Source organism: Devosia sp. Leaf420 (assembly GCF_001425445.1).
Taxonomy (GTDB): Bacteria; Pseudomonadota; Alphaproteobacteria; order Rhizobiales; family Devosiaceae; genus Devosia.
Genome location: NZ_LMQU01000012.1, coordinates 113,536 through 139,230, shown reverse-complemented (window position 1 = coordinate 139,230; position 25,695 = coordinate 113,536). Strand labels below are relative to the sequence as shown.

Annotated in this window: 22 protein-coding genes; 18 read left to right on the top strand and 4 right to left on the bottom strand. The window is 63.8% G+C overall.

Features of this window, described 5'->3' with window-relative positions:
• The first annotated feature begins 67 nt into the window (after positions 1-67).
• Positions 68-1,669, top strand: a complete 1,602-nt coding sequence (locus tag ASG47_RS13985) for a GH39 family glycosyl hydrolase (RefSeq protein ID WP_061910047.1) — start codon at positions 68-70, stop codon at positions 1,667-1,669.
• Between the two features lie 89 nt (positions 1,670-1,758).
• On the opposite strand, the gene ASG47_RS13980 is transcribed toward ASG47_RS13985, so the two are convergent.
• The 4 genes from ASG47_RS13980 to ASG47_RS13965 all read right to left on the bottom strand — a co-directional run bounded on the left by ASG47_RS13980 (position 1,759) and on the right by ASG47_RS13965 (position 4,958).
• On the bottom strand, positions 1,759-1,986 hold the full coding sequence (locus ASG47_RS13980; RefSeq protein ID WP_061910045.1) for a DUF3072 domain-containing protein: 228 nt from the start codon (positions 1,984-1,986) through the stop codon (positions 1,759-1,761).
• 51 nt (positions 1,987-2,037) lie between these two features.
• Positions 2,038-3,012, bottom strand: a complete 975-nt coding sequence (locus ASG47_RS13975) for a Bug family tripartite tricarboxylate transporter substrate binding protein (RefSeq protein ID WP_061910043.1) — start codon at positions 3,010-3,012, stop codon at positions 2,038-2,040.
• A 259-nt stretch (positions 3,013-3,271) separates the two neighbouring features.
• A complete protein-coding gene (locus tag ASG47_RS13970) occupies positions 3,272-3,922 on the bottom strand; it encodes a GntR family transcriptional regulator (RefSeq protein ID WP_061910041.1) in 651 nt (216 codons plus the stop codon).
• Positions 3,923-3,956: 34 nt separating this feature from the next.
• Entirely contained in the window at positions 3,957-4,958 is a 1,002-nt protein-coding gene (locus ASG47_RS13965; protein WP_244487113.1) for a Gfo/Idh/MocA family protein, read from the bottom strand.
• Between the two features lie 203 nt (positions 4,959-5,161).
• On the opposite strand from ASG47_RS13965, the gene ASG47_RS13960 reads away from it, so the two are divergent.
• The 17 genes from ASG47_RS13960 (at position 5,162) to ASG47_RS13880 (ending at position 25,688) form a co-directional block, all read left to right on the top strand.
• Positions 5,162-6,862 (top strand): dihydroxy-acid dehydratase, encoded by a 1,701-nt coding sequence (locus ASG47_RS13960; protein ID WP_061910037.1) that lies wholly within the window; start codon positions 5,162-5,164, stop codon positions 6,860-6,862.
• Positions 6,855-7,715 (top strand): amidohydrolase family protein, encoded by an 861-nt coding sequence (locus tag ASG47_RS13955; RefSeq protein ID WP_061910035.1) that lies wholly within the window; start codon positions 6,855-6,857, stop codon positions 7,713-7,715. Before ASG47_RS13960 ends, ASG47_RS13955 begins: the two co-directional genes overlap by 8 nt.
• 22 nt (positions 7,716-7,737) lie before the next feature.
• Positions 7,738-8,664 carry a dihydrodipicolinate synthase family protein gene (locus ASG47_RS13950; RefSeq protein ID WP_061910033.1) on the top strand — a complete coding sequence of 309 codons (927 nt, stop codon included), beginning with the start codon at positions 7,738-7,740 and terminating at the stop codon, positions 8,662-8,664.
• Positions 8,661-9,446 carry an SDR family oxidoreductase gene (locus ASG47_RS13945; RefSeq protein WP_061910031.1) on the top strand — a complete coding sequence of 262 codons (786 nt, stop codon included), beginning with the start codon at positions 8,661-8,663 and terminating at the stop codon, positions 9,444-9,446. The genes ASG47_RS13950 and ASG47_RS13945 overlap by 4 nt, the downstream gene beginning before the upstream one ends.
• 67 nt (positions 9,447-9,513) lie before the next feature.
• Positions 9,514-11,073 carry an aromatic amino acid ammonia-lyase gene (locus ASG47_RS13940; RefSeq protein ID WP_061910029.1) on the top strand — a complete coding sequence of 520 codons (1,560 nt, stop codon included), beginning with the start codon at positions 9,514-9,516 and terminating at the stop codon, positions 11,071-11,073.
• A gap of 79 nt (positions 11,074-11,152) precedes the next feature.
• Complete coding sequence (locus ASG47_RS13935; RefSeq protein WP_061910027.1) at positions 11,153-12,064, top strand: ABC transporter substrate-binding protein; 912 nt, start codon at positions 11,153-11,155, stop codon at positions 12,062-12,064.
• Positions 12,065-12,140: 76 nt separating this feature from the next.
• Positions 12,141-13,331 carry an ABC transporter permease gene (locus tag ASG47_RS13930; protein ID WP_061910025.1) on the top strand — a complete coding sequence of 397 codons (1,191 nt, stop codon included), beginning with the start codon at positions 12,141-12,143 and terminating at the stop codon, positions 13,329-13,331.
• Positions 13,328-14,263, top strand: a complete 936-nt coding sequence (locus ASG47_RS13925; protein ID WP_061910023.1) for an ABC transporter ATP-binding protein — start codon at positions 13,328-13,330, stop codon at positions 14,261-14,263. Before ASG47_RS13930 ends, ASG47_RS13925 begins: the two co-directional genes overlap by 4 nt.
• Positions 14,260-15,012 (top strand): ABC transporter permease, encoded by a 753-nt coding sequence (locus ASG47_RS13920; RefSeq protein ID WP_061910021.1) that lies wholly within the window; start codon positions 14,260-14,262, stop codon positions 15,010-15,012. Before ASG47_RS13925 ends, ASG47_RS13920 begins: the two co-directional genes overlap by 4 nt.
• 16 nt (positions 15,013-15,028) lie before the next feature.
• Complete coding sequence (locus ASG47_RS13915; protein ID WP_061910019.1) at positions 15,029-16,120, top strand: DUF917 domain-containing protein; 1,092 nt, start codon at positions 15,029-15,031, stop codon at positions 16,118-16,120.
• Positions 16,121-16,129: 9 nt separating this feature from the next.
• Positions 16,130-17,794, top strand: a complete 1,665-nt coding sequence (locus ASG47_RS13910; protein WP_061910017.1) for a urocanate hydratase — start codon at positions 16,130-16,132, stop codon at positions 17,792-17,794.
• A gap of 141 nt (positions 17,795-17,935) precedes the next feature.
• Positions 17,936-18,892, top strand: a complete 957-nt coding sequence (locus ASG47_RS13905) for a Bug family tripartite tricarboxylate transporter substrate binding protein (protein WP_061910015.1) — start codon at positions 17,936-17,938, stop codon at positions 18,890-18,892.
• Positions 18,882-19,406 (top strand): tripartite tricarboxylate transporter TctB family protein, encoded by a 525-nt coding sequence (locus ASG47_RS13900; RefSeq protein ID WP_082511748.1) that lies wholly within the window; start codon positions 18,882-18,884, stop codon positions 19,404-19,406. The genes ASG47_RS13905 and ASG47_RS13900 overlap by 11 nt, the downstream gene beginning before the upstream one ends.
• Before the next feature lie 3 nt (positions 19,407-19,409).
• Positions 19,410-20,897, top strand: a complete 1,488-nt coding sequence (locus tag ASG47_RS13895; RefSeq protein ID WP_061910013.1) for a tripartite tricarboxylate transporter permease — start codon at positions 19,410-19,412, stop codon at positions 20,895-20,897.
• 22 nt (positions 20,898-20,919) lie between these two features.
• Complete coding sequence (locus ASG47_RS13890) at positions 20,920-22,443, top strand: MmgE/PrpD family protein (protein ID WP_061910011.1); 1,524 nt, start codon at positions 20,920-20,922, stop codon at positions 22,441-22,443.
• A gap of 20 nt (positions 22,444-22,463) precedes the next feature.
• A complete protein-coding gene (locus tag ASG47_RS13885) occupies positions 22,464-23,147 on the top strand; it encodes a GntR family transcriptional regulator (RefSeq protein WP_244487112.1) in 684 nt (227 codons plus the stop codon).
• Positions 23,148-23,219: 72 nt separating this feature from the next.
• Complete coding sequence (locus tag ASG47_RS13880; RefSeq protein ID WP_061910007.1) at positions 23,220-25,688, top strand: beta-glucosidase; 2,469 nt, start codon at positions 23,220-23,222, stop codon at positions 25,686-25,688.
• The last annotated feature ends 7 nt before the right edge of the window (positions 25,689-25,695 follow it).

Below are 25,695 nucleotides of genomic sequence, written 5' to 3'. Positions count from 1 at the left end.
CGAGTAGGCTCACCGCACCAAACGGGCAATGACCCAAAACGCAGCTATCAAGGGTGGAGACAAGACAATGACCACGACTTACGACGTCCGCATCGATGTGGACGCGGGCGCAAGCCGCGGTGCTTACCGGCCATTGTGGAACTGGTTCGGCTATGACGAGCCGAATTACACCTACACCGCCAATGGCAAGAAGCTGCTCAACGCCCTGACCGAGCTCAGCCCCGAGCCCCCGCGCGTGCGCACGCACAATCTTCTGACCTCAGGCGATGGCAAATATGCCCTCAAATGGGGCTCGACCAATGCCTATACCGAAGACGCCGACGGCAACCCGGTCTACGATTGGACCATCATGGACCAGATCTTCGACGCCTATGTCGAAGCCGGCAATATCCCGCTGATCCAGGTCGGCTTCATGCCCGAAGCCCTCTCCGACGATCCAGGCGAATACCGGCACCATTGGACCCCGACCGATCCCTACGCCACCATCCTGACGGGCTGGGCCAATCCGCCCAACAATCTCAAGAAGTGGGGCGACCTCATCCACGCCTGGGCCCGGCACCTCGCCGATCGCTATGGCGAGGAAAAAGTCCTCTCCTGGCCATGGGAAGTCTGGAACGAGCCCGATGGCATCTATTGGAAGGGTACGATCCCGCAATTCTGCGAAATGTACGATGTCGCCGCCCGTGCCATCAAAGCCGCCCTGCCCGGCGCCCGCGTCGGCGGCCCCCACACCTGCGGCGCTTTCAACAACCCCAAGGCGCAGAAATTCCTCCGCGAATTCCTGCAGCACGTCGTCGACAACGATTCCCCCATCGACTTCATCGCCTTCCACGCCAAGGGCAATCCGGTGATCTGGAAGGACCATGTCCGCATGGGCCTCCACAAGCAGCTCCGCGACATCGAGGCCAACCTCGCCATCGTCAACGAATTCCCGACCCTGCGCCATCTGCCCACGGTCATCGGCGAATCCGACCCCGAAGGCTGCGCTGCCTGCTCCGCCCGCGTCCATCCGCAAAACGGCTATCGCAACGGGCCGCTCTACGGCGCCTATGTCGTCGAAAGCATGATCCGCACCTACGAACTCAGCCAGCGCGCCGGCATCGAGATCGAAGGCGCTGTCACCTGGGCCTTCCTCTTCGAAGACCAGCCCTGGTACGACGGCTTCCGCGATCTCGCGACCAATGGCGTCGATAAGGCGGTGCTGAATGGCTTCCGCATGCTCGGCAAGCTCAAAGGCGAATGGGTCGAGGCCAAATCCGACCACGCCCTCGATATCCAGACCATCATGGAACACGGCGTCCGCGAGCAACCCGACGTCAACGCCGTCGCCACCCGCGACGATACCGGCGTCTCGATCCTCGTCTGGAACTACCACGATGACGACGTCGAAGACGGCGCCGCCAATGTCACCCTGTCACTCAAAGGCATAAAGCCCGGCAGCCACAAGCTGACCCACTACCGCATGGACAAGGATCACTCCAACTCCTTCGGCGTGTGGAAAGCCATGGGCTCGCCTCAGGAGGTCACCGGCGACGACTACAAGAAGCTGGAAGCCTCCGGCCAACTCGCCGTCTTCGAAACCTCTGTAGCCGAAGCCTCCAACGGCGCCGTCACCCTGACGACCACTCTCCCCCGCCAGGGCGTCTCTCTCCTCCGCATCGACTACTGAACTCCGCGCAAATCAGCCCTTGCTGATTTGTCGCGACAGCACCCCGCCGACCTCCCTCGGCGGGGTGCTTTATTTTGCGGAGATAGTACTTACGAACCCAGCCCCAATTCCTGCCGCAGCGCGTCGATCCGCTCCGAGGCTTCCGCCTTGCTCAGATCATCAGCAAACTGCTCCGGCTTATGCGCCTGCTCCGAAAGCGTCTTCAAATAAGACCCCTGCGCATCCGTCATCGGATCGTCGCCGGTCGTCCATTCGCTCGGATCTTTTTCGAGATTGGAATGCGGACCCGGATCGATTTTGGGATTGGTCGTGGACATCTGAGAACTCCTTGTTTGTTCTCTAAACGTTCACGACCCGCAACCCGTTCCCTACTGGATCGAAACGCCTGCCTCGGCGATCACCGGCGCCCAGCGCGCCACTTCGCTCTTAACATGCTCGGCCAGTTCCTCAGCCGTCGACCCGACGACCACCGCCCCAGCCTCCGCCAACTGCGCCTTAACCGCTGGATCATTGACCGCCGCCACCGCCGCCGCATTGAGCTTCTCGATCACCTCGGGTGGCGTCCCGGCCGGCGCAAACAGCGCATTCCAGGTGTTGGTCTCATAGCCCGGCACCCCGGCCTCATCAATCGTCGGCACGTCGGGGAAGCTCGCGCTCCGTTCCAGCGTCGTCACCGCCAGCGGCCGTAGCGTCCCCGCCTTCATATGCTCGCTCGCCGAAGGCAGATTATCGAAAATGATCGGCACCGCGCCCGAAAGCGCATCGACCAGTGCCGGCCCAGACCCCTGATAGGGCACGTGCACCATGTCCGTGCCGGTCATAGATTTGAACAATTCCCCCGAAAGATGCAGCGGGGTCCCATTGCCCGACGAGGCATAAGCATGCTGCTCCGGCTCCGCCTTGAGCTTTGCGATCAATTCCTCGACAGTCTTGGCTGGAAAATCGGGGTTGACCAGCAACACATTCGGCACGGTCACCAGCAGAGAAATTGGCGTGAAATCGGCCGAAGGATCAAACGGCGGCGTCGCATAAAGCGAAGCGCTCAGCGCATGCGTCGCGATCGTCCCCATCAGGATCGTGTACCCATCCGGCGCCGCATCGACCACCGCCGTCGCTCCAACGACGCCCCCAGCCCCAGCCTGGTTCACCACCAGCACATTCTGCCCAAGCTCCTTGGACATGGCTTCGGCGACGATACGCCCGACGAGATCCGTCGATCCGCCCGCCGCAAACGGCACGACGAGATTGATCGGATGGCTCGGAAAATCCCCCTGAGCCAAGACAGGCGCCACCAGCGCCAAAGTCCCGGCCACCAAGGCCGGCACCACAAAAGCAAGCTTCATCAAATCCTCCTCAAGGCGCCTCCCGCGCCCGGCCGTTTTACGACCTGAGAAAGATGCTAGCCGCAGCAGCCCACCTGCACAATTCAAGTTTGCCCCCCTTCTTATTCTTCTCCCTCTCGGGGAGAAGGTGGCCCAAAGGGCCGGATGAGGGGGATCTTTCGGCGACTACCACCGAAGACATCGCGCAGCGACACCTCTCCCTTCGGGGGAGAGGTCGGATTGCCTAGCGATCCGGGTGAGGGGACCTTCTCTCACCCGCTTATTCGACCAACCCAATATACCGCTTCTTCGACGGCTGCAGATGGTCCACGCACAACTGCGCCAGAACCCAATTATCCCGCCCGCCCAGCATTTCGATCATCAGCCGATGCTGGCTGTGCGAAATATCGAGCGCCGCCCGATCCGCCATCGAATTCGCCCGCACCGGCAGGCTGTAGCGCATATAGAGCTCGATCGCCTGCACGAGGTATTTGTTCCCGCAGGCCCCGAACAGCGTCAGGTGAAAGCGGTCATTGGTCTCGTGCACGCCGCGCAGATAACCCGCCTCGATATGCTCGCCATGCTCCTTGTGAATCTCTTGTAGCTCATCGATCAGCCCCTGCGGCGCCGGCAGCGGGATCATCAATGCCGCCTGCCGTTGCACCAGTTCGCGCACAGCATAGATTTGCTCGACCTCGCTCGGGGTCAGCGAGCGCACCGTGGCGCCCTTGTTGCGCTCGCGCACGACGACGCCCATCTGCTCAAGCTGCACCAGCGCCTGCCGCACGAAATGCCGCGTCACCGGAAAGCGCGACAGGAGCTTGTCCTCGGTGAGGCGCGAGCCCGGCGCCAAGCGCCCGAAGATGATGTCCTCCTCGAGCGCGCGCACGATCTTCACGTCTTCGGGTTCGGTCTCGTGATGCTCGGTCATGCTGGCGGCCCCGGGAGGTTACCCCGCCCTTCTATCAGAGAGTCCCCGCCGGTTTAAACTGGCTCGCCGCATAGGCGGCCTCCACCAGCCGCAGCGTTTCGAGATTATCGGCCGCGCTGGTTTCGAACGCCCTGCCCGTTCGCATGCAATCGACGAAATGCGCCACGGCCCCGTCATAGGCCGCCTGATAGCTCTCCGGCCCATCGAACCGCATCTCGCGCGGGCTCGACCCCAATAGTCTCAGCACTGTCCCATCCAAATGGATCGTGCCCTCGCTCCCCCAAAGCCAAAGCTGATCGCTCGGCGCCGGCGGCGCGCCATGCACCGCGAGATTACCCGACACGTTGAGCGGCATTCCGTCCGCCAGCCGCTCCAGCCGCAACACAGCCTGATCCTCGCCGATAATCTCGTCATTGCTCCGCCGCAGCCGAGCCGATGTCAGCGCCAACTCCCCGAGCAAAAACCGCAGACTATCGAGGTGATGGATCAATACCTCCATCACCAGCAGCCGCTGTTCGCGCCGGAAGAACGGCTGCCGCACCAGCGCCGGCCGCTCACCCTTGCCATCGGCAATCATCCCGCTCGAATGAAAATCGAGACGTGCCTCGAAAACCTCGCCGATCAGCCCCTCGTCGAGCCAGGCCCGCAATTGCCGATAATAGGGCCGAAAGCGCCAGTTCTCGTGCACCATCAGCCGCGCCCTGCCCGACACCGCCGCGACCACTTCTTCTGCCTCCGCGAGATCGACCCCGAGCGGCTTCTGGCACAGCATCGGTAAGCCGCGCTCTCCTCCCAACATCACCTGCTCGGCATGAAATTTCCGCGGCGAGGCAATATCGAGCGCATCGAGCCGCTCGCTTTGCAGCATATCGGCCAGAGACGCGTACCGCCCCGCGATCCCAAATTCATCCGCCCGCGCATTCCGCGCCGCCTCATCGGGATCGCAGATCGCCACCACCTCGACATCCCCGAGTTTTGTCCATGCCGGCAAATGATATTGCGTGACCCAGCCCGCCCCCACCAATCCGATCCGCACAATCGCCTCTTGTCAATAATTTATCGTTTCTTCGCGCCTCGCAGCGAAATCAGCCACAGCAGCGATTTGCCTGAATTTAAGCGCATATAACCAACATGCACAACCAAAACCGCACACAACGCCATCCGCATTATTGACAATAATGCTGACGCCTGTAGGAATGACCCGACAAGCCGCACCAAGACGCGGCAGGGGAGGATATCGTGACCCGCGGGCTTCGCAGACGGTTGACCAGCTATGGCGACCAGGATTTTTCGCTGTTCCTGCGCAAGGCCTTCATCAAGGCCATGGGCTATTCCGATGACGCGCTCGATCGCCCCATCGTCGGCATCGCCAATACCTATTCCGATTATAATCCCTGCCACGGCAATGTCCCGCAGCTGATTGAAGCGGCCAAGCGCGGCGTCATGCTGGCCGGCGGCATGCCCATGGTCTTCCCGACCATGTCGATCCACGAGAGCTTTGCTTCGCCCACTTCCATGTTCCTGCGCAATCTCATGGCCATGGAAACCGAGGAACTGGTCCGCGCCCAGCCCATGGATTCGGTCATTCTGATCGGCGGTTGCGATAAAACCATCCCCGCCCAGGTCATGGCCGCCGCTTCGAGCGAAGTCCCGGCCATTGTCCTCCCCACGGGCCCCATGGATACCGGCAGCCATCGCGGCGAACGCCTCGGCGCCTGCACCGATTGCCGCCGCATCTGGGCCCAATATCGCGCCGATCAGATCGATGCCGACGAAGTCGCCGAGATCAATGGCAAGCTCGCCAGCTCCGTCGGCACCTGCACCGTCATGGGCACGGCCTCCACCATGGCGGCCTTAATGGAAGCCATGGGCCTCTCCCTCCCCATGGCCGGCTCAGCATCCGCCACCTCGTCCGAGCGCATGCGCCTTGCCGAAGAAACCGGCCGCGCCGCCGTCGCCATGACCGAAACCGGCCTCACCACCGCAGAAGTTCTGACCCCTGCCGCCCTCCGCAACGGCCTCGTGACGCTCCAAGCCCTCGGCGGCTCCACCAATGCCGTCGTCCATCTCGCCGCCATTTATGGGCGCCTGGGCAAAAAGCTCGACATGGCCGAATTCGACGCCATCGGCCAAAAGGTCCCAGTCCTTGTCGATCTAAAACCAACCGGCACCGGCTATATGGGCGAATTCCACGCCGCCGGTGGCGTCCCGCGCCTCCTCTCGGAATTGACCGATCTGCTCGATCTCGCCGCCCCTCGCGCCTTCGGCGGCACGCTTGGCGACACCATCGGCACCCTGCCCGCGCGCTACGAAACCCAGATCATCCGCCCGCGCACCGCGCCCATCTCGCCTGCCGGCGCCATCGCGGTTCTCTCGGGCAATCTCGCCCCCCGCGGCGCCGTCATCAAGCACGCCGCGGCCGATCCAAAGCTGCAGGTCCACGAAGGCCGCGCCGTTGTCTTTGACTCGGTCCGCGACATGACCGAACGCCTCGACGATCCCAGTCTCGACATCGCCGCCGACGATGTCCTCGTTCTCCGCAATGCCGGCCCCAAGGGTGCTCCCGGCATGCCCGAAGCCGGCTACATTCCCATTCCGCGCCACCTCGCCCGCCAAGGCGTCAAGGACATGGTCCGCCTTTCCGATGCACGCATGAGCGGCACCGCCTTCGGCACGGTCGTCCTTCACATCACCCCCGAATCCGCCGATGGCGGCCCCCTTGCGGCGGTCCGCACCGGCGACCGCATCCGCCTCGACGTGCCCAATCGCCGCCTCGAACTCCTGATCTCCGCCACCGAGCTCGCCGCCCGCATGGCTGCACTGCCTGCGCCGCCGCCATCGCCACCCCGCGGCTACGCCCAACTCTACGATCGCCACGTCACCCAGGCCGACGATGGTCTCGATTTCGATTTCCTGATGGCCGCCAAAGACCATGGCTGACGTGCTCGACGCCACGCTCTGCCTCCCCCCGCGCCCCCTGCGCAATCCGGCCAATCTGCGCCTGCCCGAAAACACCTGCGACGCCCATTTTCACGTCTTCGCCCCCGCGGCTCCGCTCGCCATCCCGCGCAGCTACACGCCGCGGATCGAACCAATCGACAACTGGCTCGCCCTCGCCGAAACCTTCGGCATCGCCCGCGGCGTCCTCGTCCAACCAAGCGTCTACGGCCTAGACAATCGCGTCCTCCTGACAGCGCTGACCGGCCACGCCGATCGCGTCCGGGGCGTCGTCGTCATTCCGCCCGAAACCAGCGACGCCGAACTCCAGCGGCTTGACGCCCTCGGCGTTCGCGGCGTCCGCTTCAACCTGCGCAATAAATCCGGCATCGGCTTTGACGCTTTCGCCACTCTCGCCCCGCGCATTCGCGCCCTCGGCTGGCACGCCCAGTTCCAGATCGGCCCCGAAGCCATCGGGACCGTCGCTGATCTCACAGCGCGCTATGACATTACCGGCGTCATCGATCACCTCGCCTTCATCGCCCTCGACGATCCCGGCACCGCCCTCGACGATCTCGACCACGCTCTCGAAACCGGCCGCGTTTACGTGAAAATTTCCGCGCCCTATCGCCTCAGTGACGCCCCGAATAACCAGTTCTATCGTTCAGCCGTTTCAACGCTAACGGAATGCTACCCAAACCGCGTCCTTTGGGGCAGCGATTGGCCCCATACCGAGCTTTTCAAGACCGTCCCCGAGGACGACGATCTGATCGCGCTCAGCCTCGACACTATCCCCCCGGCACATCACGCCGCGGTCTTTGCCAACAACGCCGCCACCCTCTATTTTTCTCACTGAGCCCAACAACCGGAGTCGCCTCATGCCCCTTCTGACCGAAGATGCCAAAGGCGTCTATGTCATTGCCGTCACACCCTTTTCCGACACCGGCGAAGTGGATTGGGCAAGCGTCGATCGCATGGTCGATTTCTATGAGGAAAAAGGCGCCACCGGCCTCACCATCCTCGGCCAATTGGGCGAAGCGCCCAAGCTAACTGCTGAAGAATCCAGGGAAATCGCCCGCCGCGTCATTTCCCGCGCCAAAATCCCCGTCGTCGTCGGCGTCACCGCTCCCGGCCTCGCCCCCATGCGCGAACTCGCTGATTCCGTTATGGAAATCGGCGCCGCAGGCGTCATGGTCGCCCCGTCCTGGACCCTCAAGACGGACGACCAGATCTACGCCTACTTCGCCTCGGTCGGCGACGTCCTCGGCAAGACCCCCTGGGTCCTCCAGGATTACCCCTTGACAACCAATGTCACCATCGCCCCAAAAGTCATCGATCGCATCGTTAGGGATATCCCGACCTGCGTCATGCTCAAGCATGAAGATTGGCCCGGCCTATCGAAAATCACCACCCTCCGCGCTTCCAGCGACAAGGGCGAAACCCGAAGAATTTCAATCCTTTGCGGCAATGGCGGCCTCTTCCTTCCCGAAGAAATGGGCCGCGGCGCCGATGGTGCCATGACTGGTTTCTGCTTCCCCGAAATGATGGTCGGCGTCGTCGAAAACTACGCCAAGGGCAATCCCGACCGCGCTCATGACATCTTCGACGCCTATCTCCCGCTCGCCCGCTACGAGCAGCAACAGGGCATCGGCCTCGCCTGCCGCAAATATGTGCTTGCCAAACGCGGCGTCATTTCGTCAGCTACTCTCCGTAAACCCGCGCCGGCATTGAGCAAACTCGACATCGCCGATGTCGAACGCCTCCTCGCCCGGCAAGAAAAGCGCCTCAAGGAGATTGCCGCATGAAGCTCGGAATCGAAGGAAAGCGCGCCCTCGTCCTTGGCGCCAGCAAGGGCCTCGGCGCCGCCACCGCCCTCGCCCTCGCCAATGAAGGCGCCCACGTCATCGGCGCCGCCCGCTCCACCGACGCCATCGCCGCGCTCGATGCCAACGTCGACAAAACCCTCGGCGGCAGCATTAGCGCCGTCTCTCTCGACCTGGCCGACCCCGCCTCCATCGAGGCGCTGATCACCAAGATCACGGCCGATGGCGGTGCCGATATCCTCGTCAACAATTCCGGCGGCCCACCGCCTGGCGAAGCGCAAGCGCTTGCGCCTGCTGACTTTTCGCGCCAGTTCGACACCATGATCACCCCGCTCATCGCCATCAGCCAGTCCCTCTTGCCCAGCATGAAAGAGCGCAAATGGGGCCGCATCATTACCCTCACCTCCTCGGGCGTCGAAGCCCCCATCCCGCGCCTCGCCATATCCAATGCTCTCCGCCAGGCGCTGGTCGGCTGGAGCAAAACCCTCGCTTCCGAAGTCGCCGCTGACGGCATCACTGCCAATGTCATCGTTCAGGGCCGCATCCATACCGACCGCGTCGATGAACTCGACGCCGCCGCCGCCAAGCGCCTCGGCAAGACCGTCGATGAGGTAAAGGCCCAGTCGCTCTCGCAAATCCCCGCCGGCCGCTATGGCCGCCCCGAGGAACTGGCCGATGTCGTCGCCTTTCTCGCGAGCGACAAAGCATCCTATGTCACCGGCAGCCTCATCCGTGTCGATGGCGGCATGCTCAAGTCTGTTTGAGGTTCGCTTGGCGGGGCAATGCGGCTAGGCTATCTCTGAGAAAGCTGCCCATAGTTCCAGAGGCCTCATGCCCGCCGGCACCCACCGTCAAGACCGCACCCCGCTTAGCCTTTCCGGCGGCCCGCTGAGCTTTGCCGATCTGGCGCGCATCGCCCAGCACCGCGCCCCGCTCGTGCCCGATCCAGATGCGTTGGCCGCCGTCGCCCATTCGCGCCAAGCCATTGAAAACGCTATAGCGGCCGGCCAACCCGTCTATGGCGCCACCACAGGCGTCGGCGCCATGAAGGACATCGCCTGGTCGCAGGACGAGATGGACGCCTTCAATATCGGCCTCGTCCGCGCCCACCATTTCGGCACCGGCGAACCCTTCTCGCGCCACATCGTCCGCATGGCCATGGCCATCCGCACCAATATGCTGCTCACCGGCAAGGTCGGCTGCACGCCATCCCTCGTCTCGGCCTATCTCGATCTTCTCGAACGCGACGTCGTCCCCGTCGTCCGCCGCACCGGCTCCATCGGCTGCGCCGATATCGGTCTCATGGGCCAGATCGGCGCCGTGCTGACCGGGGCCGGCGAAGCCTTTTTCGATGGCGAGCGCCTCCCCGCCGATCATGCCCTCGCCGCAGCCGGCCTCGCCCCGGTTCATCTCGCCGCCCGCGATAGTCTTGCCTCGGTCTCGACCAATGCCGTCGGCTATGCCGCCGCCGCTGATGCCCTGCGCCGGGCCGCCGCATCAGTTCGCGTGCTGCTCGCCACCGCCATCACCACCGCCGGCGCACTCGGCGCCTCGCGCGATCCCTGGAAAGCCGTCGCCTATGCCGGCACCGAAGGCGAAAGCCGCATCGGCGCCTGGCTCTATTTCAATGCCCGCGGCTGGGATTGGCCCAATGCCACCCAGATCCAGGACCCGTTGAGCCTCCGCATGATGAGCCAGGTTTTCGGCACCGGCTTCGAAGCCCTCCGCGTCGCCGGCCGCACCCTCCTTGCCGCCACCGGCCGCACCGATGACAATCCCGTCGTCGCCAATGGCCAGGTGCTCACTTCCGGCGGCTCCCTGCCGCTTGATGTCACCCTCTTCATCCAGGCCGCCCAGCTTGGCCTTGCCCATGTCGCGCGCAATTCGTTCAATCGCTGCGTCCTCCTCGGCAATGGCGGCCGCCGCGATCTGCCGGTCAATCTCGTCTTTCCCGGCCATGTCGCCACCGGCTTCGGCCCCGCCATCAAGCTTGCCGGCGAACTCTTTGCCCGCGTCCTCTCGATGACTGCGCCCATCTCGGCCAATTCCATGGTCGTTGCCGACGGCATGGAAGACGAAGCCGCCTTCCTGCCCCTTGTCGTCGAGCGTTTCGAGCGGCAAATCCTGGCGCTGCAGCGCCTTGCCGCTCTCGAAGCCATGCTCGCCGCCCAAGCCATGGACATTTCCGGCGACCAGCCTGGCAACGTGCCCGGAATGGTCTATGCGCGGGTCCGAAACTGCTCGAAAACCTACACAGTCGATCGCCCGCTTTCCTCGGAAGTCGAAGACCTTGAAGAATCTTTGGGCTCGGAAGATTTTCTTGGCGAACTGATTTCTCACTCGACCATTGAAGAGGTGGATGAGTTTTTCGCGTTGGGGGAGGGTCTGTAGAAACCCAAGCCTCGCCTACCCCGGGCAACTCGCTAGGCTAAGAAACAACCGGAGCGTCCGGTCCCTAACGGAGATACATATGCGCCTCACCGCCAAGCTGCTGACTGCAGCATCCGCATTCGTCGTGCTGGCCGGCACTGCCCAGGCTCAGGTCGTGGTCTCGTCCAAGATCGACACCGAGGGCGGCGTTCTCGGCAACATCATCAAGCAGGTGCTTGAGAACAACAACATCCAGGTTGAAGACCGCATCCAGCTCGGCGCCACCCCGATCGTGCGCGAAGCCATCATCGCTGGCGAAATCGACATCTATCCCGAATATACCGGCAATGCCGCCTTCTTCTTCGATAAGGCCGATGATCCGCTCTGGAACAATGCCGAAAGCGCATACAACGAAGCTGCAAAGCTCGATCTTGAAGCCAACAAGATCGTCTGGCTGACGCCCTCGCCCGCCAACAACACCTGGGCCGTCGCCATCCGCAACGATGTCGCCGAAACCAACAATCTGACGACCTTCACCGAATTCGGCGCCTGGGTTGCCGGCGGTGGCGAAGTCAAGCTGGCCGCATCTTCGGAATTTGTGAATTCCCCGGCCGCGCTGCCAAAGTTCCAGGAAGTCTATGGCTTCACCCTGACCCCTGATCAGCTCGTCGTTCTCTCGGGTGGCGACACCGCAGCCACCATCGCCGCTGCCGCCCAGCAGACCAATGGCGTCAACGCCGCCATGGTCTATGGCACCGATGGCGGCATCGCTCCCTCGGGCCTGAAAGTTCTTGAAGACGACAAGGGCGTGCAGCCGGTTTACCAGCCCGCCCCGATCATCCGCGATGAAGTCCTCAAGGAATATCCGCAGATCACCGAACTGCTGAAGCCCGTCTTCGAAGGCCTGACCCTCGAAGTCCTGCAGGACCTCAACGGCCGCGTTCAGGTCGGTGGCGAGCCTGCCGCTGCTGTCGCAACCGACTACCTCACCAAGAACGGCTTCCTGAGCTAAGCCCTTAGGGCGGGCCACAAGCCCGCCCTTTTCAAGCCCGGCCACGCGTCGGACAACCGGAGCTGGAACCCACAGCTTGAGTCTTGCAGCGTCAGCAGACATCGAAAAGAAGCCCTGGCATCGCCTCGATAAACTCGGGGTGCTGGTCGCCATTATTGGTCTTGCCGGTCTCGCCCTGCCTTTCGCCCTCTTTCGCGCCAACCGCATTGTCCCTGGCGAAGGCATCGGCATCGTCGGCTCGCTGGACGACGGCTGGTCCATCCTCCTGATCGCCGCGATCGGCGCCGCACTCGCGACAGCGCTTGTCCGCTTCCGCCCCATCGTCAAACTGGCCGCCGGCTTCCTCGCCCTCGCCGTTCTCGCCTTTGCCATCGGCGCCGCCGCCAGCCATCTGACGCCCGCTGACAACAACTATGCCCGCGTCGCCCCTGGCGCCGGCTTCTGGCTGCTGCTCCTCGCCTTCTCGCTGATGGTCACCGACGCTCTGACACGCCTCCGCCTCCGCCCCGTCTGGCGCGTCGCACTGCTTGCCATCGTACTCGGCGCCATCGGCCTGATCCTCTGGAGTGGCCTCTGGAGCAATCTCTCGCTTCTCAAGGAATATGCCAGCCGCGCGCCCGCGTTCTGGCAGGAAGCGCGCACCCACCTCGTCCTCGCCTTCGGTTCCGTCACTATAGCCACCCTCGCCGGTATCCCCCTCGGCATTCTCTGCTATCGCGTCAAACCGCTGCGCGCTGCCGTGCTCAACACGCTCAACATCGTCCAGACCATTCCTTCGATCGCGCTCTTCGGCCTCCTCATCGCCCCCCTCGCGTGGGTCGCCGCAAACATCCCCGGCGCCAGCAATATCGGCATTTCCGGCATCGGCATCGCCCCGGCCCTCATCGCGCTCTTTGCCTATTCGCTCCTGCCCATCGTATCCAACACCGTCGTTGGCCTCCTCGGCGTCAATGGCCAAGTAGTCGATGCCGCGCGCGGCATGGGCATGACCGATCGCCAGCGCCTCCTCAATATCGAGCTGCCGCTGGCCCTGCCGGTCATTCTCACCGGCATCCGCATCGTGCTCGTCCAGAATATCGGCCTCGCCACCATCGCCGCGCTTATCGGCGGCGGCGGCTTCGGCGTTTTCGTTTTCCAAGGCATCGGCCAGACGGCGATGGACCTCGTGCTCCTCGGCGCCGTGCCCACCGTCGGCCTCGCCTTCGCCGCCGCAGTCATTCTCGACGCCATCGTCGAACAGATCAGTATCAAGGGACGCGGCGCATGATCGAAATCGAGGACATCGTCAAATCCTATAATGGCACCACGGTCGTCGACCACATCAGCCTGACCATTCCGCCCCGCACCATGAGCGTCATCGTCGGCACCTCGGGCTCGGGCAAGACGACGCTGATGCGCATGATCAATCGCCTCGTCGAGCCCACTGCCGGCACCATCCGCATCGACGGTGAAGATATCCGCGACGTCCCCGCCCATGAGCTCCGCCGCCGCATCGGCTACGCCATCCAGGGCCACGGCCTCTTCCCCCATTGGACCGTCGCCCAAAACATCGCCACCGTCCCAAAGCTGCTTGGCTGGGAAAAATCGAAGATCGAAGCCCGCGTCGATGAGCTGCTGGGGCTATTCCAGCTCGACCCCGCCCAGTTCCGCAATCGGATGCCCCACGAGCTCTCGGGCGGCCAGCAGCAGCGCATCGGCGTCGCCCGCGCCCTCGCCGCCGGCCCCAATATCCTTCTCATGGACGAACCCTTCGGCGCCCTCGATCCGCTCATCCGCGCCAAGGCCCAGGAAGATCTCCTCGCCATCCAGCGCAAGCTTGGCACCACCATCGTGCTGGTCACCCACGACATGGAGGAAGCCATCCACTTGGGCGACCGCATCGCCGTCATGGATAAGGGCAAGCTCCTCCAATATGCCGAACCCGCCGAAATCATCGTCAATCCGGCAACGCCCTTCGTCGCCGACCTCATCGGCACCTCGGACCGGCCCTTCCGCCTCCTCTCGCTGACCCGCGTTGGCGACCATGTCGAAACCGGCACCGCCACCGGCAGCCCCATCGCGGCCGACGCCAGCCTCCGCGATGCCTATAGCGACCTCCTCTGGTCGGGCCGCACTGCCGCGCCCGTCACCCGCGACGGCCAAGCCATTGGCATAATCACCCTCGCCGCCTGCGCGCGTATGGCGGCGCGTCCGCAATGAAAATCGGCCTCCTCATCAGGCTCGCGGTCTTCTTGGTGCTGGTCGCGTTGCTCATCCAGCCCGACCTCTTCCAGGGCTTCTTCGCCCTGTTCGCCCGCCCCACCCAGCCGGCCATCTACAATCAAGGCAATCTGCTCGATATCACCATCAGCCACCTGACCATTGTCGCCATCGCCATCGCGCTTTCGACCGTGGTCGCCGTCGGCCTCGCCATTCTCGTCACCCGCCCTTTCGGCGCCGAATTCCTGCCCGTCTCGCGCACCATCGCCAATGTGGGCCAGACGTTTCCGCCCGTCGCCGTCCTCGCGCTTGCCGTCCCCATTCTCGGCTTCGGCACCGCGCCAACCCTGATCGCGCTCTTCCTCTATGGTCTCCTGCCGATCTTCGAAAACACGCTGACCGGCCTCACCACCCTCCCGCCCAACGTCATCGAAGCCGCCCGCGGCGTCGGCATGACCGGCCGACAGCGCCTGATGCGCGTCGAACTCCCCCTCGCCCTTCCCGTCATTCTCGCCGGCATTCGCCTCTCGACGGTCATCGCCCTCGCGACCGCCACCATCGGCTCGACCGTCGCCGCGCGCACCCTCGGTGAAGTCATCATAGCCGGCCTGCAATCGGGCAACACGGCCTTCGTCCTCCAGGGCGGTTTGATCGTCGGCATCCTCGCCGTATTGATCTATGATGCCCTCGCCGGGCTTGAACGCTGGCTCACCGCCCGCACAGGCCAAAAGCAAGCGGCCGCAAATTGAATAAAGGGGATCAGGCTTGGGACGCATATTGACTGAAAAGGACGTCGAAGCCGCCGTGCTTGGAGGCTCCGTCTATGCGGCCGGTGGCGGCGGCTGGGCCGATCATGGCCGCCAGCTCGGCTATGCCGCGGTCAGCGTCGGCAAGCCCGAACTCGTCAGCATCGAAGAACTCGACGAAAACGCCTGGGTCGCCACCGCCGCGGCCATCGGCGCTCCCGCCTCCACCACCCCGTGGGAAATGCAGGGCGTCGACTACATCAAGGCGGTCCAACTGCTGCAGGAAGCGCTCGGCGAGAAACTCTCCGGCCTGATGATCGGTCAAAACGGCAAGTCGTCCACTCTCAACGGCTGGCTCCCCTCCGCCGTCCTCGGCACCAAGGTCGTCGATGCCGTCGGCGATATTCGCGCCCACCCGACTGGCGACATGGGCTCGATCGGCATGGCCGGCTCGCCCGAGCAAATGATCCAGACGGCCGTCGGCGGCAATCGCGCCGAAAACCGCTATATCGAGCTCGTCACCCGCGGTGCCACGGCGAAAATCTCGCCCATTCTCCGCACCGCCGCCGACCAGTCCGGCGGTTTCATCGCCTCCTGCCGCAATCCGCTCCGCGCCAGCTATGTCCGCCGCCACGCCGCACTCGGCGGCATCTCCCTTGCCCTCAAACTCGGCGAAGCCATCATTGCCGCCCAAGCCAAGGGCGGCACCGCCATCATCGACACCATCGCCAAGACCACCAATGGCACCGTGCTCTGCGAGGGCACGATCCTCAAAAAAGCGGTGCTCTACACCAAGGACGCCTTCGACATCGGCGCCGTTACCCTGTCGAGCGGCGACGTCCTCCACGTCATGAACGAATATATGGCCGTCGATGGCCGCGATGGCGCCCGCACCGCCACCTTCCCCGATGTCATCACCACCCTCTCCGCCGAGGGCGAACCCCTCAGCGTCGGCCAGTTGCGCGAAGGCATGCAGATTTTCGTGCTGCACGTACCGAAATCCAAAATCCCGCTCAGCGCCTCGGTGCTCGATCCAACCGTCTACCCATATGTCGAAAAGCAGATGGGCATCGAAATTGCCCGCTATGCCCTCGACGGCGCCAACGCCTAAGGTTCTTCCATGCCCAGCCCCAATCCCCGCCATCCCAATTTTCCCATTCCCGGCGGTCCGGAGTTGCGGGCCAAGGGGTGGCGCCAGGAAGCCTTGCTGCGCTTGCTCGAAAACGTCCTTGCCGTCGGCGAAAACCCCGATGAGCTGATCGTCTATGCCTCGCTCGGCAAGGCCGCACGCAATTGGGCGAGCCACAAGGCCATCGTCGAAACCCTTCTCCGCATGGACGAGGACCAGACCCTCCTCATCCAATCCGGCAAACCTATCGGCCTTCTCAAAACCCAAGCCAAGGCGCCCTTGGTCATCATGGCCAATTGCAATCTCGTCGGCCAATGGGCCCGCGCCGAAGTCTTCTACGAGCTAGAGAAAAAAGGCCTCATCTGCTGGGGCGGCCTCACCGCTGGCGCCTGGCAATATATTGGCAGCCAGGGCGTCATTCAGGGCACCTATGAAATCTTCATGCGCATCGCCGAGAACCGCTTCGGCGGCACCCTCGCTGGTCGATTCGTCTTGACCGCCGGCCTTGGCGGTATGGGTGGCGCCCAGCCCCTTGCCGGGCGCATGGCCGGTGCCGCCATCCTCTGCGTCGATGTCGATCCCGAGCGCGCTCGCAAGCGCCAGGCCATCGGCTATCTCCAAGAGATCGCCCCCGATCTCGACACCGCCCTCGCGCTCACCGAAACCGCCACAAGCGAAAAGCGCGCGCTTTCCGTCGGCCTCGTCGGCAATGCCGCCGAAATCTATCCCGAAATCCTTCGCCGCGGCATCATCCCCGATATCGTCACCGACCAGACCGCCGCCCACGATCTCGTCTATGGCTATGTCCCCAAGGGCATGAGCCTCGAAGAGGTCCGGCGCCTCCGCACCGACGGCCAGGGCCAGCTCATGGCCGCAAGCCGCGCCTCCATCGTCGATCATGTCGAAGCCATGCTCGGCTTCAAGGCCGCTGGCGCCGAAGTCTTTGACAATGGCAACCTCATTCGCACCCATGCTCAGGCCGGCGGCGTCGACAACGCCTTCGATATTCCGATATTCACCGAAGCCTATCTGCGCCCGCTCTTTGCCCGCGCCATCGGCCCCTTCCGCTGGATGGCGCTCTCCGGCGACCCCGAGGACATTCACAGAATCGACCGAAAACTCCTCGACATGTTTCCGGAGAACCGGATCGTCACCAACTGGATCAGCCTCGCCAGCCAATACGTCCCCTTCGAAGGCCTCCCCGCGCGCATCGCCTGGCTCGGCCATGGCGAACGCACCGCCCTCGCCCGCGCCGTCAACACCATGGTGGCCACGGGCGAACTCAAGGGCCCCGTCGCCTTTAGCCGCGATCACCTCGATGCCGGCGCCATGGCCCATCCCAATATCATGACCGAGCGCATGAAGGACGGCTCCGACGCCATCGCCGATTGGCCCCTCCTCGACGCCATGCTGCTTTGCTCGTCCATGGCCGATCTCGTCGTCGTCCACTCCGGCGGCGGCGGCTATGCCGGCTACATGACCTCGGCCGGCGTCACTGTCATTGCCGATGGCACGCCCGAAGCCGACGAACGCCTCGACCGCGCCCTCACCAACGACACCGCCCTCGGCGTCATGCGCTATGCCGATGCCGGTTACGAAGAAAGCCTCGACGAAATAGCGGCCAAGGACATCCCCTACATCCGCCTCAGCAATTGATCCCAAGCTCAATTCTGTCGGCAGAACATTCTCCCTTGACGCCAAAAACCGATCCATGATCAGTTCGAAGCGTCAAAACTGTCGACATATCGGCGCAGCGAAGAACCGTTAAAGAACGGACCCTGCGCCTGGGAGGATCACATGTACTTTTCGAAGACGCTCGCCGTCTTGGCGATGACGGCTGCGCTCGGCACCGGCGCTGCAGTGGCGCAGGTCAATGTCATGCTGCCGGCCAATCCAGGCGGCGGCTGGGATAGCCTCGGCCGCCAGGCCTTTCAGGCCATGAACGATGCCGGCATCTATACCGGCGGCGTCAATTTCACCAATACGGGCGGCGCAGGCGGTACTGTCGGTCTCGCCGAATTCCTCGGCACCGCCAGCGGCCAGCCCGATTCCCTCGCCGTTTTCGGCGCCATCACCGTCGGCGCCATCGCCCTCAACAATTCGCCGATCAACCTCGCCGAATTCCGCCCCGTTGCCCGCATGACGGCGGAATATCTGGTGATCGCGGTGGCTGCAGATTCGCCCTACAACACGCTGGCTGACCTCGTTGCCGGGATCAAGGCTGATCCTGGCGCCGCTGCACTCGGCGGTGGCTCTGCCGGTGGCGTCGACCACATTTCGCTCGCTTTGCTGGCGCAGGCCGGCGATATCCCTGTCGCCGATCTCAACTACATCCCGCAGACCTCGGGCGCCGAAACCGTGACGGCCATCGTCAATGGCACGCTCGTGGCCGGCGTCTCCGGCACGTCCGAATTCGCCCAGTTCGCCGAACAGGGTCGCATCAAGCTCCTCGCCGTGACCTCGGCCGAACGGCGCCCCAATCTCCCCGATGTGCCGACCTTCAAGGAAGCCGGCTATGACGTCGAGATCGCCAATTGGCGCGGTATCCTCGCTGCCCCCGGCGCGCCGGATGACAACTATGCCATGTGGGTCGACAACTTCACCAAGCTCTCCCAGAGCGATGCGTGGAAGGCCGTGCTCGAAGCCCAGGGCTGGGAAGATTACTTCCTCCCCGGCGGAGAATTCGGCGCCTTCATCGCCGAAGAAACCGAGCGCCAGGGCCAGATCCTGAAGGACGCCGGCCTTGTCAACTGACGAGCGCAACACGACCGGAGGCAGCCGCGCGGCTGCCTCCACCACGCCAAAACCCTATTGGATCGGCCTTGGCCTCATGGTCATGGGCGCCGTCTGGCTCTACAACGCCTTCGGCCTGCCGCAGGGCGCCCGCTATGCCGCCGTCGGACCCGGCCTTTTCGTCACCGTCGCTGGCGGGGCCTTGCTGCTCCTAGGCGCCCTCCTCATGGTGCAAATCTGGCGCGGCGAAACGTTTGAGGCGCAGGACGCCGAAGACGCTGACGGCGCCACCAAAATGGACAGGCGCGCATTCCTCACCGCTCTCGTCGCCGTCGCTTTGCCGATCGTCACCATGGGCCCGCTCGGCATGCCCTTCACCGCCACCCTCTCCTTCGTCCTCGTCGCCAACGCTTTCGGTTCGCGCCGCTGGTATCTCGACCTCGTCTATGGCGCCATTCTCGCCTCCGGCAGTTGGTTCCTATTCCATCAGCTCGGCCTCCAGCTTGGCCGCTTCTTTCCGCCGCTGGGGGTATGAGCCGTGGGAACCTTTGAACTCCTCCTCCAAGGCTTCGGCGTCGCCCTGCAGCCGACCAATCTCATGTGGGCGCTCGTCGGCTCCGTTCTCGGCACGGCCATCGGCATCCTGCCCGGCATTGGCCCGGCTTTGACCATCGCTCTGCTGCTGCCCGTCACCACAGCCCTCGCCCCGACCTCCGCCTTCATCATGTTTGCCGGCATTCTCTACGGCGCCATGTATGGCGGCTCGACCACCTCGATCCTCCTCAACACCCCCGGCGAAGCCGGCTCGATGATGACCGCGCTCGAAGGGAATAAGATGGCCCGCGCCGGTCGCGGCGCTGCAGCCCTCGCCACCGCCGCCATCGGCTCCTTCGTCGCCGGCACCATCGCGACGCTCTGCCTGACCTTCGCCGCGCCCGCCGTCGCCGAACTCGCCTTCTATTTCAAGCCGACCGACTATTTCGCCATCACCGCGCTCGCCTTCTGCTCGGTGGCCGTCGTCATGGGCACCTCGCGCACCCGCGGCTTCATCTCGCTCTTTCTCGGCATCGCCATCGGCGTCATCGGCATCGACACCATGACCGGCCAAGCGCGCCTCACCTTCGGCAATATGCAGCTTCTCCGCGGCATTGCGCTGACCGTGGTCCTCGTCTCGCTCTTTGCCGTCGGCGAAATCCTCTATGTCGCGAGCCGCTATCGCTCGACCCCCGGCGTCATGGCCCCCATCAAGGGCCAGCTCTGGATGACCAGGCAGGATTTTGCCCGCTCCTGGAAACCATGGCTGCGCGGCACCGCCATCGGCTTTCCCATGGGCGCACTCCCCGGCAGCGGCTCGGAAATCCCGACCATGCTGAGTTATACGCTCGAACGCAAACTCACCAGATATCCCGAAGAATTCGGCAAGGGCGCCATCGAAGGCGTCGCCGGCCCGGAGGCCGCCAACAACGCCGCCGCCGCCGGCATCCTCGTGCCCCTCTTGACGCTCGGGCTCCCCACCTCGGCCACCGCGGCGGTGCTGCTGGCCGCCTTCCAGAACTACGGCCTCCAGCCCGGCCCCTTCCTCTTCACCTCGAACCCCGCGCTGATCTGGGGCCTCATCGCCTCGCTCTATGTGGGCAATGTCATGTTGCTGGTGCTCAATTTGCCGCTCGTCGGCATCTGGGTGCAGCTCCTCCGCATCCCCCGGCCGCAGCTCTATGCCGGCATCCTCGTCTTCGCCATGATCGGCGTCTGGGGTCTTGCCGGGTCATGGGTGGACCTCACCATCATGCTCGTCGTCGGCCTCGCCGGTTATGTCATGCGCGTCTATGATTTCCCCATCGCGCCGGTGCTGATCGGACTCATCCTCGGCCCGATGGCAGAAACCCAGCTCCGCACCGCCCTTGCCGCCGGTCAGGGCAATCCGATGGTCCTGGTTTCGACGCCACTTTCGGCAATCCTCATCACCCTTGCGGTGCTGCTTCTCGCTCTGCCCATCTTCCTCAAGCGCCTCCGCGCCCACGCCTAAGATCAAGGACTCCCGCTCGACCATGAAAACCTACGACGTCAAAGTTCATCCCTCCGCCGCCAATCTCAAGCGCGAGGACCAGCTCGCCTGGCACATCGCCGAGTTCGCCGCCAATTGCGGCCCGCTCGATGACGACGTCGTCGAAATGATCGCCTGCCGTATCGTCGACAATGCCAGCGTTGGTCTCGCCGCGATCAATCGCGCCCCCGTCGCTGCCGCCCGCGCCATGGCGCTCGCCCATCCGCGCAAGGGCGGCTCGACCCTTTATGGCCTCGGCAGCGGCACCCGCGTCGATGCCGAATGGGCCGCTTGGGCCAATGCCACCGCCGTCCGCGAACTCGACTTTCACGACACGTTCCTCGCCGCCGACTATTCCCACCCCGGCGACGCCATCTCCCCGTTGATCGCCGTAGCCCAGCAATTGGGCATCGACGGCAAGGCCCTCGCCCGCGGCATCGCCGTAACGTATGAAGTCCATGTGGCTCTGGTGAAGGCCATCTCGCTCCACAAATATAAGAAAGACCACGTCGCCCACCTCGCCCCCGCGACCACCGCCGCCATCGGCGCCATGCTGGGCCTCCCAACCGAAGTGATCTTCCAAGCGGTCAACCAGGCCGTGCACCTGAGCTTTTCCACCCGCCAATCGCGCAAGGGCGAAATCTCGTCGTGGAAGGCCTATGTCCCCGGCTTCTCGGGCAAGCTCGCCATAGAATGCGTCGATCGCGCCATGCGCGGCGAGGCCTCGCCCTCCCCGATCTATGAAGGCGAAGACTCCGTGCTCGCCTATATGCTCGGCGGCAAGAACGACGCCTATCAGGTCTCTCTCCCTGCCCCCGGCGAGAGCCCGCGCGGCATCATGGAAACCTACACCAAGGCCCACTCAGCCGAATATCAGGCCCAGGCCTTGATCGATCTCGCCATCGACCTCTCCAGGGAAATTGGCGACCTCTCCAAGGTTAGAGACATCCTCCTCGAAACCAGCCATCACACGCATAATGTCATCGGCACCGGCGCCAATGATCCGCAGAAGATGGACCCGGAGGCCAGCCGCGAAACGCTCGATCATTCGATCATGTATATCCTCGCGGTCGCCCTCGAAGACCGCAAATGGCACCACGTCGATTCCTACACTCGTGAGCGCGCCCGCACCGCGTCCACCGTCGCCCTCTGGCACAAGATCCGCACCGTCGAAGAACCCTCCTGGACCGTGCGCTACCTTGACCCCAACCCGGACAAGCGCGCTTTCGGTGGCAAGATCATCGTCACCCTCGATGATGGCCGCGTCATCACCGGCGAGCGCGGCGTTGCCGACGCCCACCCCAATGGCAACCACCCCTGGACCTGGCCCGACTATGCCGGCAAATTCGAAACCCTCACCAAGGGCCAACTGGCTGACGCGGATCGCCAGACCTTCCTCGACGCCGCCAAGGGCTTTGCCAACCTAGCCGCCGGCACGCTCGATGTCCTCATCCCGGCCCTGCCCCAGGGCAGCGTGACTCCATCGAAGCCCACCGGCCAGGGCATCTTCGATCACGGTCTCGACTGAGACCGGCAAAGGAGATCGTCTTGGATCAAGCGATCGACACAATTGGGGAGGCGGATGACCGCCTCCTCACCGACCAGCTTTTCGAACAGATGAGCGAGGCCATCGTCCGGGGCACCTTTGCCGCCGGCACCAAGCTCAGCGAACCGCGTCTCGCCGCCCAATATGGTGTCAGCCGCGGCCCCCTGCGCGAAGCCATCCGCCGACTCGAGGAGCGCAAGCTCGTCACCCGTGCGCCGCGCCAGGGCGTCCGGGTCGTCGTGCCCACCGCGGCCAACGCCCTCGAACTCTTCACCATCCGCGAAGTCCTCGAGGGCCTCGCCGCCCGCCAAGCCGCCGAGCATGCGACGGAAGAGGAAGTCGATCGGCTGCGCGCCATGCTGAAAATGCACCGCGAGATGCTCTCGACCGACGATGCCATGGTCTATTGGCAGGCAACGGCCAATTCCGATTTCCACTTCATGATTGCTCGCATCGGCCGCAATCAGCATCTCTTCGATCTGCTCTGCGGCGAATATTACACCCTCTTTCGCCTCTACCGCATGCAGCACCGCATCGTGCCCGGCCGCGCCCAGCGCGCCTTGACCGAACATGAGCGCATTGTCGATGCCATCGCCGACCGCGACGCCGACCTTGCCGAACTCATCATGCGCAAGCACATCGCCTCGGCCCGCACCGGCCTTGTTTCCCAACAGATCGGCGCCTAACGCCCTTCCGCCTCTCGCCGGAAAGTGCCAAGGAAGCTCTGCGCGCAACCTTTTCATCGACGGAAGTCCCGCATGACCGACCAGACCGAAGACCGCATCAAGCAACTCCTCGCCGAGCTGACGCTCGAAGAAAAAGTCTCGCTCCTCTCGGGCGAGGATTTCTGGTCCGTGCCCGCGGTCCAACGTCTCGGCATCGGCAAGTTGCGCGTCAGCGATGGTCCCAATGGCGCACGCGGCGGCGGATCTCTGATCGGCGGCGTCAAGTCGGCGAGCTTCCCGGTCGGCATCGCCATCGGCGCCACCTGGAATGTCGAACTGGCCCACGAGATAGGCACCGCACTCGCCGATGAGGTCAAATCCAAGGGCGCGCATATGCTGCTGGCGCCCACGGTCAATATCCATCGCTCGGTCACCAATGGCCGCAATTTCGAATGCTATTCTGAAGACCCCTTCCTCTCAGCCGAGCTCGCCGTGGGCTATATCACCGGCCTTCAGGATCAGGGCATCGGCGCGACCATCAAGCATTTCGTCGGCAATGAGAGCGAGATCGAGCGCACGGCCATGTCGAGCCAGATCGACGAGCGGAGCCTCAGAGAAATCTATCTGATCCCCTTCGAATGGGCGGTCAAAAAGGCTGGCACCTGGGGCGTCATGAGCTCCTATAACCGCCTCAACGGCACATTCACCTCCGAGCACAATTGGCTGCTGACCACCGTCCTCCGCGACGAGTGGAAATATGATGGCATCGTCATGTCCGATTGGTTCGGCTCGCACTCGACCGCCGAAACCGTCAATACCGGCCTCGATCTCGAAATGCCCGGCCCCGCGCGCGATCGTGGCCAAAAGCTGATCGACGCCGTCAATTCCGGCGCTGTCTCTGCAGCAACGCTCGAGAAGCGCGTTCTTGCCATGCTGCGCCTGATGCAGCGCACCGGATCGCTCGACGATCACCGCCCCCACAATGAAGAGGCCAATGATCGCCCCGAACACCGCGCCCTCATCCGCCGCGCTGGGGCCGAAGCCGCCGTGCTGCTCAAGAACCAGGGCATTTTGCCGCTCGCCGGCAATGGCAAGATCGCCGTCATCGGCCCCAATGCCAAGCGCGCCCAGATCATGGGTGGCGGCAGCGCCCAGCTTAACGCCCACTATCGCATCTCGCCTTGGGAAGGCCTCGTCGACCAGCTTGGCGAAAACCGCCTGACCTACGCTCCCGGCTGCACCAATGATCGCTTCGAGCCATTGCTCCGCGGCACGCTCAAGGTCGATTACTTCGCCAACGAAAAGCTCGAAGGCAACCCGGTCCATACCGGCACAATGGAAGACGCCCAGGCCTTCTGGATCGGCCAAGTTGCCGAGGGCAAGGTCGATCCCCTCCACTTCTCCGCCCGCGTCACCGGCAGCTACACCGCCGAAAACACCGGCACCCATCGTGTCGGCATTTATTCGGCCGGTTTCACCAAGGTCTATGTCGATGGCAAGCTCGTCGCCGATGCCTGGACCAATTGGACCAAGGGCCGCACCTTCTTCGAAGAAGGCTGCGATGAAGTCGTCGGCACGATCGATATGGAAGCGGGCCGCACCTACGACATCACCATCGAATTCGGCACCAAGGACTTTGCCACGCTCGGCCTCGCCGCCTTCGCCTGCGGCATCGGCTTCCCGCTCGGCCAAGAGGCCATCGATGACGCAGCCGCTCTCGCCGCCGACGCCGAAATCGCTCTCCTCTTCATCGGCCGCAATGGCGAATGGGACACCGAAGGCAGCGACCTCGACGGCATCGAACTCCCAGGCCGCCAGAACGACCTCGTCGCCGCCATCGCCAAGGCCAACCCCAAAACCGTCGTCATCCTCCAGACCGGCGGCCCCGTCGAAATGCCCTGGATCGATCAGGTCGAAGCGGTCCTCCAAGCCTGGTACCCCGGCCAGGAAGCCGGGAACGCCATCGCCGATGTTCTGACCGGCGCCGCCGAACCCGGCGGCCGACTGCCCCAGACTTTCCCCGTCCGCTGGGCCGATAACCCGGCTCACAGCCAGGACCGCGAAGTCTATCCAGGGCTTGAAGGCAAGGTGCGTTACGAAGAAGGGATTTTCGTCGGCTATCGCCACTATGACCGCTTGGGCATGACCCCGCTTTACCCCTTCGGCTTCGGTTTGAGCTACACGCGCTTCGATCTCGGCGACCTGACTGTCGAAGAGTCACGGTTTGAGGCCGATGGCGATGTCAATGTTAGCGTAATGGTAACGAATTCGGGTCCGCGCGCGGGCTCGACAGTGGTCCAATTATATGTCGGAGACGCCCAATCTTCGTCCCCGCGCCCCGCGAAAGAACTCAAGGCCTTCGCCAAAATCGCCCTGGAGCCCGGCGAGTCCAAAAAAGTTATCCTCCCCCTCGACGCCCGCTCCTTCGCCTTTTTCCGCACCGAAGCCAAGCACTGGCTGGTCGAAGCCGGCGACTTCACCCTCCACGTCGGCCAATCCTCCGCCGACCTGCCGCTCACCGCAAAGCTGACGCGCAACACCACGCTGATGCTGCCCGTCTAACGCACTG